This window comes from Sporolactobacillus sp. PKPK-6, assembly GCF_056678885.1.
This window is the reverse complement of sequence record NZ_JBWXPA010000001.1, coordinates 280634-294627: the sequence shown is the minus strand read 5'-3', so window position 1 is coordinate 294627 and position 13994 is coordinate 280634. Positions and strand designations below refer to the sequence as shown.

At 42.0% G+C, this 13994-nt stretch carries 16 protein-coding genes; 12 read left to right on the top strand and 4 right to left on the bottom strand.

The window, feature by feature from the left end:
* The first annotated feature begins 188 nt into the window (after positions 1-188).
* From trhO to AC1MBV_RS01450, 3 genes are all read left to right on the top strand, one after another.
* A complete protein-coding gene (gene trhO / locus AC1MBV_RS01460) occupies positions 189-1127 on the top strand; it encodes an oxygen-dependent tRNA uridine(34) hydroxylase TrhO (RefSeq protein ID WP_255746481.1) in 939 nt (312 codons plus the stop codon).
* A 170-nt stretch (positions 1128-1297) separates the two neighbouring features.
* Positions 1298-1972, top strand: a complete 675-nt coding sequence (locus tag AC1MBV_RS01455) for a type II toxin-antitoxin system HicB family antitoxin (protein WP_255746482.1) — start codon at positions 1298-1300, stop codon at positions 1970-1972.
* 153 nt (positions 1973-2125) lie between these two features.
* Positions 2126-3607 carry an MDR family MFS transporter gene (locus AC1MBV_RS01450; protein ID WP_255746483.1) on the top strand — a complete coding sequence of 494 codons (1482 nt, stop codon included), beginning with the start codon at positions 2126-2128 and terminating at the stop codon, positions 3605-3607.
* Here AC1MBV_RS01450 and AC1MBV_RS01445 read toward each other — a convergent pair.
* Together AC1MBV_RS01445 and AC1MBV_RS01440 are read right to left on the bottom strand one after the other, a co-directional pair.
* Positions 3595-4395, bottom strand: coding sequence for a protein-glutamine gamma-glutamyltransferase (locus AC1MBV_RS01445; RefSeq protein WP_255746484.1), 801 nt, complete (start codon positions 4393-4395; stop codon positions 3595-3597). The genes AC1MBV_RS01450 and AC1MBV_RS01445 overlap by 13 nt on opposite strands.
* Complete coding sequence (locus AC1MBV_RS01440; RefSeq protein ID WP_255746485.1) at positions 4392-5375, bottom strand: hypothetical protein; 984 nt, start codon at positions 5373-5375, stop codon at positions 4392-4394. Before AC1MBV_RS01440 ends, AC1MBV_RS01445 begins: the two co-directional genes overlap by 4 nt.
* A gap of 199 nt (positions 5376-5574) precedes the next feature.
* On the opposite strand from AC1MBV_RS01440, the gene AC1MBV_RS01435 reads away from it, so the two are divergent.
* From AC1MBV_RS01435 to AC1MBV_RS01420, 4 genes are all read left to right on the top strand, one after another.
* The gene (locus AC1MBV_RS01435) at positions 5575-6369 is read left to right on the top strand and encodes a thymidylate synthase (protein ID WP_480947402.1); all 795 of its coding nucleotides are present in this window, start codon (positions 5575-5577) and stop codon (positions 6367-6369) included.
* Positions 6366-6851, top strand: a complete 486-nt coding sequence (locus AC1MBV_RS01430) for a dihydrofolate reductase (protein WP_255746487.1) — start codon at positions 6366-6368, stop codon at positions 6849-6851. The genes AC1MBV_RS01435 and AC1MBV_RS01430 overlap by 4 nt, the downstream gene beginning before the upstream one ends.
* Positions 6852-6934: 83 nt before the next feature.
* Positions 6935-7153, top strand: a complete 219-nt coding sequence (locus AC1MBV_RS01425; RefSeq protein WP_255746488.1) for a hypothetical protein — start codon at positions 6935-6937, stop codon at positions 7151-7153.
* A 599-nt stretch (positions 7154-7752) separates the two neighbouring features.
* Positions 7753-9204, top strand: a complete 1452-nt coding sequence (locus tag AC1MBV_RS01420; RefSeq protein WP_255746489.1) for an NADP-dependent glyceraldehyde-3-phosphate dehydrogenase — start codon at positions 7753-7755, stop codon at positions 9202-9204.
* A 108-nt stretch (positions 9205-9312) separates the two neighbouring features.
* Here AC1MBV_RS01420 and AC1MBV_RS01415 read toward each other — a convergent pair whose 3' ends face one another.
* On the bottom strand, positions 9313-9693 hold the full coding sequence (locus tag AC1MBV_RS01415; protein WP_255746490.1) for a hypothetical protein: 381 nt from the start codon (positions 9691-9693) through the stop codon (positions 9313-9315).
* 129 nt (positions 9694-9822) lie between these two features.
* On the opposite strand from AC1MBV_RS01415, the gene AC1MBV_RS01410 reads away from it, so the two are divergent.
* From AC1MBV_RS01410 to AC1MBV_RS01390, 5 genes are all read left to right on the top strand, one after another.
* Positions 9823-10347 carry a GNAT family N-acetyltransferase gene (locus tag AC1MBV_RS01410; protein ID WP_480947401.1) on the top strand — a complete coding sequence of 175 codons (525 nt, stop codon included), beginning with the start codon at positions 9823-9825 and terminating at the stop codon, positions 10345-10347.
* Positions 10348-10653: 306 nt separating this feature from the next.
* Positions 10654-12204 carry an ABC-F family ATP-binding cassette domain-containing protein gene (locus AC1MBV_RS01405; protein ID WP_255746492.1) on the top strand — a complete coding sequence of 517 codons (1551 nt, stop codon included), beginning with the start codon at positions 10654-10656 and terminating at the stop codon, positions 12202-12204.
* Positions 12205-12296: 92 nt separating this feature from the next.
* Positions 12297-12617, top strand: coding sequence for an ArsR/SmtB family transcription factor (locus tag AC1MBV_RS01400; protein ID WP_255746493.1), 321 nt, complete (start codon positions 12297-12299; stop codon positions 12615-12617).
* Between the two features lie 98 nt (positions 12618-12715).
* The gene (locus AC1MBV_RS01395) at positions 12716-12964 is read left to right on the top strand and encodes a hypothetical protein (RefSeq protein ID WP_480947400.1); all 249 of its coding nucleotides are present in this window, start codon (positions 12716-12718) and stop codon (positions 12962-12964) included.
* Between the two features lie 135 nt (positions 12965-13099).
* Entirely contained in the window at positions 13100-13567 is a 468-nt protein-coding gene (locus tag AC1MBV_RS01390) for a Fur family transcriptional regulator (RefSeq protein ID WP_255746495.1), read from the top strand.
* Here AC1MBV_RS01390 and AC1MBV_RS01385 read toward each other — a convergent pair.
* Entirely contained in the window at positions 13534-13980 is a 447-nt protein-coding gene (locus tag AC1MBV_RS01385) for a hypothetical protein (protein WP_255746496.1), read from the bottom strand. The two genes, AC1MBV_RS01390 and AC1MBV_RS01385, sit on opposite strands and share 34 nt — an antisense overlap.
* Positions 13981-13994: the final 14 nt, after the last annotated feature.

Genomic DNA, 13994 nt, shown 5'->3' with positions numbered 1-13994 from the left:
AATAATACTGCCCGTGTTTTTTGGGACTGTATGCCGCTATGATGGCGATCAACAGGTGAATTTTGTGTGAGTCCGGGAATTATTAGTGGTGTGATAATTGTCACAGTTAATTAAATCTGATAGGATATACAAAGAAAAACTTGGCTTTGAATGGTAAAAAGCCGTTGATTATAAATGAGGTGAACCAATTGACTGAAAGAAGACCATATCGTGTACTGCTCTATTACCACTATGTCACAATTGAAGATCCGAAATTGTTTGCAGAGGAACATTTACATTTTTGCAAAGAGCTTGGGTTGAAAGGGCGTATCCTAGTCGGCAAGGAGGGCCTGAATGGGACAGTGTCCGGAACAGTAGAGCAAACACAAACATATATGGATACGCTTCATCAGGATCCGCGTTTTAAAGATATGCCCTTTAAAATTGATGAGACAGATGGACATGTGTTTAAAAAAATGCACGTGCGGCCACGCAAAGAAATTGTTGCGTTGAAGTTAGATGATGATATAGACCCGCATAAGATGACTGGAAAACACTTAAAGCCAAAAGAATTTTACAAAGAAATGCAAAATGAAGATGTGCTCCTTATTGATGCACGGAATGATTATGAAACGCAAATCGGCCATTTTCATGATGCAATATTGCCGAATATTCGCAACTTCAGGGATCTTCCTAATTGGATTGAAAAAAACTTATCAGATTATAAAGATAAAAAAGTGCTGACCTATTGCACCGGCGGTATCCGTTGTGAAAAATTCAGTGGCTATTTGCTGCGTGCCGGGTTCACAGATGTCAGTCAGCTGGATGGCGGCATTGTCGAATACGGAAAGGACCCTGAAGTTCAAGGGAAGAGCTATGACGGGAAATGCTATGTATTTGACCAGCGTATTTCTGTCCCCGTTAATCGAACCGATGAGGACGTAATCGTCGGTCATTGCGCACATTGCGGCAAGTCCTGTGATCGAATTGTCAATTGTGCCAATCCGGAATGTAACAAACAGTTTATCTGCTGCGAGGAATGCGAGAAGACGCATCATCGTTCGTGCAGCGATGCTTGCGATCACCATCCGAGAAATCGCTATACTGTTCAACATACGCATGAACCGCATCCAGCAACGATAATATAAGATGAATGATTGCATAAAAAACCGGACAAACTGCCCGGTTTTTTTAATAAAATCTTTCTTTAAAGATTATGCAGTTCGCCGATGTGAAATCACTTCCCAAAAATAATACGTATTGACTATGTATTTTACACGTGTGAAATACGTGTTATAATTTATTTGAGGTGATCAATGTGAGTAAAGATCAATATATTTATCCGGCGGTATTTACAAATAACGGAGAACAGTTGACAATAACTTTTCCGGATTTACCCGGCTGCTCGGCAGAAGCAAAGAGTGTCGAAGAAGGATTTGCGAACGGAAAAGAAGCCCTTGCGTTATTTATTTATGCACTTGAGGAAAAAGGGGAGCAACCTCCTGTTCCCTCAGAGGTTGCCGCTATTCACAGCGGCCAAGGTCAACTTGTAACGCTTATTGAAACATGGATGCCGCCATTTCGAAAAAAGATGGAAAACCAAGCAGTGAAAAAGACGCTGACGATACCTAAATGGCTGGACGATGCTGCGAAGGAAGCGGATCTGAATTATTCACGAATTTTGCAAGATGCTTTAAAAGAAGAGCTAAACTTGGATGAGAGTGATCATTCATTTTCCGTTCAAGATAAATTAAATAGGCAATTAAAGAAAGTGAAGAAGAGTTTGAAAGATTTATCAAAAATACGTGTGCATGTCAATATGGCAAATGATGATGAGCAGACCAATGAGGAGCCTGTCACAGAAACGGTTAAGAAGGAAATTGAGCATGTGAAACAAGAATTGAATGAAGCTGCCGATCGTTTGAAGAGTTCTGAAGAATATCAGCGATTAAATGAAAAGATTAATCGAATTCTAGAAAAATTAAATAGGTGAAGTATTTTTACTCAGTTGAAAAGAGCCTGTATAGGTTCTTTTTTTGTCTTAGAAAAGAAATGTTTATTTGGAAATCTTAAATTGCGCTATTTGCTCTCATATTTTACAATGGAATGATCTGATTCTCAGTAAGGAGATTCAAAGGAGGACGTTATGGGCAAGAGGGAAACAAATAAAAATGTGGTACTTGCCGGATTAATGATCGGTACCCTTCTGACAGCCATTGAGGGAACAATAGTCAGCACGGCGATGCCCAAAATAATTGGTGATTTACAAGGAATACGCTTTATGGATTGGGTCTTTTCCATTTTCATGCTCACATCTGCAGTTACTGTGCCGCTATTTGGGAAGTTGTCAGATCTTTTCGGCAGAAAGAAGATTTTTTTCATTGGTACGCTTCTTTTCTTAATTGGCTCTGTCCTGTGCGGATTTGCTTGGAACATGCAAGGATTAATTGTCTTCCGCGGAATTCAAGGCATTGGCGCCGGTGCTGTAATGACACTCAGCACGACCATAATCGGAGATATATATCCTGTAGAAAAACGAGCAAAAATGTTCGGAATGATGGGGATGATCTGGGGTGTGGCAGGAATCTTGGGTCCTCTCGTAGGAGGATTCTTCGTCGACATTTTATCCTGGCATTGGATTTTCTTTATTAATCTGCCTTTCGGCGCATTAACAATTCTTCTTGTGCAATTCGGTCTTCACGAAGATTGGAATCACGAACGCAAGTCGGTTGACTTTGTCGGGGCGGGGGTGTTCGCAATGAGCATGATCCTGCTGCTTATTGCGCTACAGCGTATCGGAGAGAGCGGTTTGAATGATTTCATAAATATTATGTTCATCAGCTTATCAGTTGTGCTGATTGGATTGTTCTTGTTTATTGAAAAGCATGCAGAAGATCCAATGATTCCGCTCACACTTTTAAGAATGCCGGTCGTGTTCTTTACCAATCTAATTGCACTGATTGCAAGCGCAATCCTTATTGGCAACGATATCTATATGCCAATGTGGCTTCAAGGATTACTTGGATACAGTGCAACTGCATCCGGATTTGTATTGACACCTATGTCCCTTGCTTGGATGTCCGGATCCTTTTTATGCGGTCGGCTGATGCCAAAATTCGGACTGCGGAAAAGCGTGAGTGTCGGTGCTCTATTTCTTCTCATCGGCACTGTTTGGCTGACAACGCTTCGTTTTGGAAGCGAGCCGTTTGTACTCTATATAATTACTGCGATACTTGGGTTAGGTTTTGGCATCACTTTAACACTGACAACGATTGCCGCACAGTCTGCCGCAGGAAAAAAGATGCGCGGTGCGGTTACGGCATCGAATCAATTTTTTCGCAGTATTGGGCAAACAATCGGTGCTGCTTTTTTTGGCATGTATTTCAATGCGCAGGCAGCTCGTGCAATTTCTGAAAAAGGCGAATCTGAATATTCGGTTGATCAATTAAATCAACTTGTCCATCCTCAGGGTCACGAACAGCTGCAATTAACTGTGCTGCACGTGCTTCGTGAAATTCTCATGCTTGGCATCCATCATCTGTTTATGGTGTTCATGGTCTTGGCATTGATCGTGCTTTGTATTACATTACTGCTGCCAAGGCAGCTGTACACTCATCAAAAGGAGTAAAACGAAGTTCCGGCAGCAATTCGAATTCCATCCATCTGCGTGCCATCTGCGAGTGCGGACAATGATAAATAGTTAGGTCGTGTCGCATTGCTCATAAGAAATGCAGAGGTAACAGCACCGGGACGCCGATATTGATTTAATTCGGCAATCATTTGACTTGCCGGCAAGATACCAACCCCATGACCGAAATACATTTCATCTGATAGATCAACGACATTTTCACCTTGCCATTGAGGTGTTTGCGGACTGACATCTGGATTTTTAAAATAGCGTACATCACCCGGAATCCCTCCTCCGACACGCGGTATGTTTCTTAGTGGGAAGAAGGGATGATTTTGCCAATCCCATAAATAGAGGTGTTGAAAGACCTCGTTGAATCGCTCGGCTGGAATTGTATCGATTAATGCTTTATAAAAAATAATCATCATTGCTGTTGCACATTCGAATGCATAGGCTTCACCGTTAACAAAAATGTCATTAACAGCTTGTGATGCCGGTACTCCAGGCTTCAATTCAAATCCGCCGTCTCCTGTTAATGTCCAGTAGTAATCATTGCACTCCGAGTAATAGAAAGTCGCAAAGGATGCGCGGCTTGCAAGGAGGGCATGCGCGGCTTCAATGGTCTCATTTCTGAGTTTGATTTCAAAATTCAGTTCATGACGTGACGGATAAGCAAACCACTCATGCGATTCCGCCATGGCTCTGAATATGACTGGTGCGAATCGGCCGTTTGAGGCGAAACTTCCATAATCGTCGGCTGAGAGTTGCTGGTTTGCCGCAATGATCATAGATAATACCCCCCATGTGCAGCAGTGTTGATGGATTGAAGCTGATCTTTCAGCGGCTGAACCACCCAGGATCGCCAAATTTTCGGCTGCTGTTTTCTTAAACGTATGGAGTAGGCTGACAAACTCGTTTGCAGGCGGGGCTGTAATTTAAGAAAGTCGAAATAGTTCTTTTTTTCGTTAGGCAAAAGCGCCTGAATAGGTTCACCACTGCGGGAGGAAACTGATTTTCCAAGATATTTTGCACTATAATGGATCCTATATGGACGTCCTCCGGGAACAGCATCATTTGTTTCACCCGTATAAACTAAATAGTGGGCGTTTTCTTCATACCAGGTTTCAAAGGCGAGCAGTGCCGATTGATTATCAAGGGAATGACGGACTTCCGGAATAAAGGCAAGCATTTTACGCGCATAATTGCTTTCAACGGATTGATCGGATAAGAAGTAGTTTGATAGATAGACAAGACATAGAGGATTTGCCGTCTCCCACATGGCACTGATTAAATAATGGCGCTGGCTTTTATTTTTATAACGATAAATGACCAGATCAACCATTCCCTTTAGCCAATTTTCATGATACGTATGCAAAAGATTAATTGCCGTTTGGTCAATAACTTGTGTGTAGTCGGTCGACACAATGTTTTTCCATCCGGTATTCAGTATCCAGTACATGGATTCGACTACTTCATCATGCTGGTCTGCAAATGAGGCAGGATGGTTGTTTCCTAAATCTGCACCATGGAGCACATTACGTATTTGCGCCAAAGCGATACGAGCACGAGGGGTTAACGCATTACCGCGCGTTTCTACTTGGTCTCTAAGCATAAAAAGAACCGGAAATTCCAATCCGGGATCATTAATCATGGTGAATGCCTGCTCTTGATCGGTTTGGCAGATGTGATTCCATTCATCGATGAGGGCGTCAGGCTGCTGACGCCTCAACTGGTTTAATGGATTGTTCTGCTGCTTTTCAGCGCTCATCGCAATTACCTCCAATGTAGTAAACCTTGTATCAAGCTTATGTGCGTATCAATGAATTATTCGTGCGTCTCAACGGGCATTCCATTCAGATCCGTCTAATGATTCGACAATAGGAACAAGAAAAACATTCACTGTTATTTCTGAAAAGAAATGATTATGTTAAACTGAGAATTAGTAATCGAAAAGCGGGGGATCATCTGTGGAACAATATTTAAATCTTTGCCGTAAAATACTGTCTGAAGGTCATGAAAAAAGTGATCGGACCGGCACCGGAACAATCAGCATCTTTGGCTATCAGATGCGTTTCAATTTGCAGGACGGATTTCCATTAATGACGACAAAGAAACTGCACTATAAATCAATCATTTATGAACTACTGTGGTTTCTAAAGGGAGATACGAATATCAAGTATCTTCAGGAACACGGCGTTCGGATATGGAATGAATGGGCAGATGAACATGGCGATCTCGGCCCGGTTTACGGTCATCAGTGGCGATCTTGGCCAGGAAAAAATGGCGAAACCATTGATCAGATAACAAATGTAATCAATGAAATTAAAAAAAACCCGGATTCCCGTCGATTGATTGTCACGGCATGGAATCCTTTAGACATACCTAATATGGCGCTGCCGCCTTGCCATTGCTTGTTTCAATTCTATGTTAATGACGGACGGTTGAGCTGTCAGCTTTATCAGCGCAGTGCGGATCTGTTCCTTGGTGTGCCGTTTAACATTGCTTCCTATGCATTGTTAACGCATATGATTGCTCATGTTACAGGGCTAGAGGTTGGCGAGTTCGTACATACTTTTGGGGATGCTCATATTTATCTTAATCATCTCGATCAAGTAAAAACACAGCTTGAACGTAAGCCAAGAGATCTTCCTAAGCTAGCAATTAACCGTAAAGTTTCATCTATTTTTGATTTCGACTATGATGATTTCCAGTTTCTCGGCTATGATCCATATCCTGCAATTAAAGGCAAGGTGTCAGTATGATTTCCTTTTTAGTTGCTATGGATCAAAATCAGCTGATCGGAAGAGAGAATCAGTTGCCGTGGCATCTGCCGGACGATCTGCGCTATTTTAAGCAGACGACGATGGGTCACCCGATCATCATGGGAAGGAAGACGTATGATTCCATCGGGAAACCGCTTCCCGGACGGGAGAATATCGTTTTAACGCACAATCCGGAGTTTAATCAGAATCAAGTTAAGTGCTTTTCGTCGGTAGAGAGCTTTTTAAAAAGCGGTACGGCATTTGGGCGTGAATGCTTTATTATTGGCGGTGCGGGTATTTTTAAAGCTTTCTTGCCTTATGCAGATCGCCTTTATATCACTCATATTGACGCAGAATTTGAGGGCGACACATATTTTTCTGGTTTTCAAAAGCAAAATTGGCGGTTATTACGAAGTACGGAAGGGGTTATGGATCGTAACAATCGATTTCCCCACACGTTCTGTATCTATGAACGCGCGTGATTAAGAAGTTCATGTAATTATCAGCTTTCACTTCTTTTTTCAGTATGCATAAACTGTTAAAAAGAGTGACGGAGTTGATAAAAATGATCATTTCATGGCTGCATCTTTTGCTTTCTTATGGATTAATCGGATTGATCATGGGTTCCCTGCTTGGCCTGCTCCCGTTCTGGCGTGCGTGGCAAATCAAACATTTTGCCGCCTTTTTTATTTTTTTGATCGCATGGCTTCCAATTATTGTTCTGGCATTAATTTGTGCCCCGCTGGCAAACCGATATCGTTTCCTGCAAGGCAGTGACTGCTGAAGGGAGGCTCCTAATGGAGGAGCCTCCTGTTTTACTTATTTGTATTCTGAACAGTCATTAAGAAAAAACATAGCTTGGCAATCAGCCCAACAGAGTTCTGAGTTCGTGATGCTATTCTCTATTCAGATTGGATCTTGTTACATATTCATGGCAAAGCAGTTCAAACTATTTGTTAATCATATTCGTTTTCTGATTTTGAAAAGATATTTTTGTAAATGGCCCATTGAAATTCGACCTGCAAATTTAATGAAGAATTGCATAAATAAGATTGTTTTGTGCGTTCAAGTAAATTTATTTTCTTGACAAATATATGAAATTGCTTTAAATACTTATAATAAACATGTAAGATAAATCTAATGCATGTTTTTTGAATGAACGGATCATACCGACAGTGAGCAGAAGATTGGAAATTATGAACTTTTCATGCGAAAATGAAACTGTTAAAAGATGAGTACTCATTGAAAATCTTATTGTTTTGCTGTAATGGGTGAACGAAAATAATTGTCAATTTGAGCACTTGTTTTGACGTAATTTTTTTACGGCATATATGACAATGGCGATAAAGAAAAAAGTTGACAAAAAAAGGAGAATGAACAGGTATGGCTTCTAATGTATCAGAATTGACCACCTACATGGCGTACCTCAATGGTGAATGGAAAAAAAGTTCATCCGGCGAGACGATTGCCATTCAATCCCCTTACCTGAGAGAAACGATCGGTTATGTTCAAGCGGTCACACAGGATGAAGTGGATGAAGCAATAACTGCAGCACATGCTGCACAAAAAGACTGGGCGAAGCTGACGCAGAGTGAACGCGGTGCTTACCTTGACCAATGGGCCGATGAGTTGGTAAAGAATAGTGAAGAAATTGCCAAAGCAGTAATGCAGGAAGTAGGTAAGGGATTTAAGGATGCTCAGAAAGAAGTTGTACGTACAGCAGACTTGATCCGTTACACTGTACAGGAAGCATTGCACATGCATGGTGAAAGCTTGAAGGGCGATGGATTCCCAGGCGGCGATCAAAAGAAAATCGGAATCGTTGAAAGAGCGCCATTAGGTGTAGTGCTGGCCATCGCTCCGTTTAACTATCCCGTTAACCTTGCAGCCTCCAAAATTGCTCCAGCATTAATGACCGGTAATGCTGTTATTTTTAAACCGGCTACTCAAGGCTCAATCAGCGGTATTAAGATGATTGAGGCACTAGATAAAACGGGCCTTCCAAAAGGACTCCTTAGCTTGACGACCGGCCGTGGATCGGTTATTGGCGATTATTTAGTTGAACATAAAGGAATTAACATGATCAGTTTTACAGGCGGTTCAGCAACCGGCCGCCATCTGTCAAAACAAACAGCAATGATTCCGCTTGTACTTGAACTTGGCGGAAAGGACCCGGCACTTGTTTGTGATGACGCAGATATGGATGTAGCTGTCAAAAGCATTATGAATGGTGCTTTTTCGTACTCAGGTCAACGATGCACGGCAATCAAGCGCGTGCTCGTAAACGAAAAAGTTGCCGATGAACTTGTTTCGCGGCTGAAAGCGGAAATTGAAAAGCTGACTGTCGGTTCTCCGGAAAAAGACAGCACGATCGTTCCGCTGATCGATGACAAGTCTGCAGACTTCGTTCAAGGTCTGATCGATGATGCGCTCGCAAAAAAAGCCACTCTCGTAATCGGCAATGAGCGCAAGGAAAATCTGATTTATCCTACACTTTTGGATAACGTCACCGAAGATATGGATATCGCTTGGATCGAACCTTTTGGTCCTGTATTACCGATTATTCGTGTAAAATCTGATGAGGAAGCAATTGAAATTGCAAACAAATCGGAATTTGGTCTACAAGCAAGTATTTTTTCACAGGATATCGACCGTGCTCTTGCAGTGGCTCGGCAAGTTGAAGCTGGAACGGTTCAGATTAATGGACGTACGGAACGTGGCCCGGATCACTTCCCATTCCTTGGAGTAAAGGCATCCGGCATGGGTGTTCAGGGAATCCACCACAGTCTCTTGTCTATGTCTCGTGAACGTGTCACTGTTTTAAACTTGAAGTAATTTATGCAATAGTAAGATGGGAATCGGCATCAGCCGATTCTCTTTTTGTTTGTTTTCAAAGAAAAAGCACACCGCCAATTGGGTGTGCGAAACTGGATAGGGCAGTGATTAATAGAAAAACGGTCCTGGTCCCGGTCCATAGAATCCGCCGCCATATGGGGGACGAGGACCTGGTCCCGGTCCATAAAATGGTCTTGGAGGGCAGTAAGGGCAAGGCCGAACACCGATAATTGAACTGAGCCCGACACCGAGCAATCCGCCGGCAAAGCCTCCCAGAAACGCCTGAGGGCCAAAACCGAAGAACCTTTCATCACCGTTTCGCGTTTCGTCAGGTCGTTCATTTGGCGTCTGCTGATCATTGGTCAGGGGCTTTAAATATACATTGTCCTGGTCAAACGATTCAATAATTCCAACGTGAACTGATCCGTCATTGCACTGTATTTCTACAGGTTGATTGACCAGATTTTCCCAATAGCTTGGATATGACATGTTCGTTCCTCCTATAATCAATTCCTTGCCGGCAAAGTAATTCCGCGCAAAGTATAGTAAAACAATGGCCTATATCTAAACTATGCAGATACCGTGAAAATGGGTAGGCAAATGCCTTAAAATGGGCACATGATCAATTTTTTTGAGTCAGTACTATTGGAAAGTCAAGGAGATGAAGACTTGTACATTCAAATAAGAAAGATTGAAAAAAAGGACAGAACAGAAGTTAAAAATCTTCTCGCAAAATATTGGAATGGGCCCGCGATGGCCATTCACGGTGAATTAATTGATATGCTGACATTGCCGGGCCTATTGGCTTTTGCCAACGACCAAGTCGCAGGTATGCTGACATACAGACAAGATGCGAAAGGAATAGAAATCATCTCTTTGAACAGTTTTATTGAGAATCAAGGTATTGGTTCAGCGCTGATCAATGAGATGGTGCAGTTAACCAAAAACGAATGTTCGCTTAGGGTGACAACAACGAACGATAATATACATGCGTTGTTTTTTTATCAAAAGATGGGATTCACACTGTCATCACTTCATCTGGGTGCGGTGTCTAAAGCAAGAATATTGAAGCCGTCAATTCCTGCTGCAAACGAAGAGGGTATTCCCATTGAACATGAGATTGAACTTGTTTTGCGTCAGTGACGAATTGCTTTTCATCAAAATTAGGTATAAAATGAAAAAGTATTTACAAGGGGAGTGGAAATATCAATGATTTTATCTGATTGTCTGCAACTTAAATTGGCTTGATACGGGTGAGGTCTGTGCTCATCGAATGTTAAAAAGGCCAATTGGTTGTGACAATAGATAAGGGATGTTTCTGTTTCTGACGGTTGAAAGTCGAACTAAAAGGGGCGAAGCGTCAATGCTTCGCTCCTTTTTATGCGGATCGAAAAATATCCTGTCTATCTGCTCGCTTCTTGATCGGCCGCAAATCAGAGGAGTGAACTTATGTTACTTATTGAAGCGAAGGATGTCGCTTTTTCTTATGGAGACAAATTGATTTATCAAGATATGAATTTCAGGCTGATGGAGGGCGAACATATCGCACTGGTCGGTCATAATGGTGCCGGAAAATCTACCTTTCTTAAATTGCTGCTTGGTGAATTATTGCCGGATAATGGAGGCATCAGCAAGAGGAAGGACTTAAAAATCGGTGTTATTGAGCAACATCTAAATTTTGGCAAAGGAAAGAGCATTTATGAAAGCCTGCAAGATGCGTTTAAAGAACTGTTTGACGCAGAACGCACGATGAATGAACTTGCTGTCAAAATGCAGGAACCTAATGCGGATCCTTCCTATATTGACGAATACGGCCAGCTACAGGAGCTTTTACTGGCAAACGATTTTTACACTATCGACGCAAAGATTCATGAGATGGCTGATGGGTTAGGATTATCGGCAATCGGACTTGAAAAAGACGTAACACAATTGAGCGGAGGTCAGTTGACCAAATTGTGTCTTGCAAAGTTACTGCTTGAAAACCCGGATGTACTGCTGCTTGACGAACCGACGAACTATCTCGATGTTGTTCATATTAATTGGCTGACAAATTATCTCAACGCCTATTCACATGCTTTCATTGTGATTTCCCACGACACGCAATTTCTGAATCAAATTGCCCAATATGTCTATCACTTGGAAAACCAGCAATTGATTCGTTATGTTGGCAATTATCAATCCTATCTTAAGCAGCATGAAGCGCGGCAGGAACAGCAAGAGATTGCGTTCCGTCAGCAACAACGAGAAATTAAAAAACTGGAAACCTATATTCAGAAAAACAAGGTGCGTACGGCTACGGCAAAGCAAGCGAAGAGCAGGGAAAAACAGTTAGACAAAATTGAGCGACTTGATCCACCTTCACAGTTGCGAAAGCCGCATTTCCATTTTAAAGTGGATCGTCAGCCGGTACGAATGATTTTCGCAGCGGAGAATCTTGATGTCGGCTATGATCGCCCCTTATTTCCACGCGTTAATGAAAAAATTATGCGCGGCGAGAAGATTGCTATTATCGGACATAATGGCATTGGAAAGACCACGCTTCTCCGAACGCTGCTTGGCGAGTTGAAGCCGATATCAGGATGTGCCGAACAAGGGGAGCGTGTGATGCCCGGCTACTTTTCACAACTCTCGGCGCCGCCTCATTTAACGCCACTGGAATGGATGATGGAACAATTTCCGGAGACTCCTGAAAAAGTTCTGCGTCAGCATCTGGCTCAATGCGGAGTATTTGCCGAACATATGCGGCAACCGATGGATACATTGAGCGGCGGTGAGGAAACAAAGGTCCGAATTGGAAGACTGATGCTGCAGAAAAGCAATGTCCTGATTTTTGATGAACCGACAAACCACCTTGATGTATTCGCAAAGGAAGCATTGAGTAAGGCGCTTGAGGTTTATGACGGCACTGTTTTAGTAGTAAGCCATGAACCTTCGTTCTATGAAAAATGGATCACAAGGGTTTGGGACATTGAACAATGGTCAAAAAAGAAGAAAAAGTAAGCCATGATTGTGCAATGAAATGGATCAATAGACAGATCTGTTCAGAATCTGCTAAGGTAGTCACATGAAATGTTTCGATTAGGATGATCATGATGAGTGATAAAACACCGGTTGATTTAGATAATAAAACATTGGCTACAGTGGCCCAAATTTTTAAAGCAGTGTCTGAACCGACGCGTGTTCGGATTCTCTATTTGCTTTCGCAGCGCGAGTGTTCTGTTTCGGAGATTTCCGATCTTTTAGCTCTGCAGCAATCAACTGTTTCTCATCAGCTTAGTTTTTTAAAACAACTGCATCTGGTTAAATCACGTCGCGAGGGAAAAGTCATTTTTTACTCCGAGGAAGACGAACACGTCATGAATCTGCTTGCACAGACGATTGACCATACGAGGCACCGGTACATCAAGAAATAGGTGAGAACGGGCGGGGGAATGATGATGAATGCCGCCGCTCCAAGCGCTTCTTAGACATACAGTATTAGAGAATAACCAGTGAATGGGAGGGAATGAAAGTGCCCAATCAATCGATTTATTCTCAGTGCTGTGGTCTAGTGAATCAGCCGGTTGAAATCCGTTGCCATGATGGCTCAGTCCATCGAGGCATGCTGACACGTGTTGACGAACGGACTGCATATTTGCAACCTGCTGGAAGTGTTTTATCAAACAGTCCTGGTTTGTTCCTCTGGGGAAGCGGAGGATGGGGATATCCAATCGCACTAGCATCAATCGCAGCTATTTTGGCAATTGGATTTTTTTGGTGAAGAAATGGATAGGGAGTTTCTCCAAGTGGGAAGCTCTTTTTTCGTGGGAAACGAATATTATGCTTTTTTAGTGAAAAATGGTATGCTGTGTTGTAAAGGATCAAGAATGATTTGCTACAAAAGAGGTGATTCTCATTGAATAAACGAGAAGCCATGGTTTTATTAAAAAACAAAGGGTACAAACATACAGATAAACGAGAGGATATATTGGATTTATTTGATCGCAAAGGTGGATATCTTTCAGCAAAGGACATTCAGATTGCGTTAAAAGATGATTATCCGGGGATCAGCTTCGATACAATTTATCGTAATTTATCGCTGTTTCAAGATTTAATGATTCTTGAAGAAACGGAGCTTGACGGTGAAAAAATGTATCAGTTCCATTGTAAGGAGCATCATCATCACCATCTTATTTGTCTTCGTTGCGGTAAAACGAGAACCATTGATGTGTGCCCAATGCAGGACTTGTCACAAATTGATCCCGAATTTCAAGTGACCGGACATAAATTTGAAATTTACGGATATTGTAAAAATTGCCGCGAAAAAATAGAAAAAGATGAAAAATCAACTCATGATTCAATAACGGTAAGCCCAATGACTTGATGGGTTTCCGCTATTTTTTTTATTAAAGATTCCTTCTCGCTGGTGCAGTCAATCGAAACGAGTATGTAGGTATGCGGCTTTTGTTTCAATACTTTTGTATAACAGCAATCAATAATAAAACCGAGTAAAAAACCGAAGACGCTTGAGGCAATTCCCCAGATGATCGGACCAAGCGGCAGTAGAAAACCTACACTTGCGCCAATGACTCCGAAAATAGTTGCGAAAATAAATCCCAAATCTGCCAAACTTGTTGTTTCAGTAGGATCTTTATAACCTGATTTTGGTTTTGATTGAGTTGGCGCTTTCAAAACAAAGCAGGAAATATCGCTTTTTTTAATTTTATTTCTTTGAAGTTCGGTCAATAATAGTTCAACTGAAAGTGATGGATGAAATAGGCAGATGATGTTGCTCATTGATCTTTGCCCCC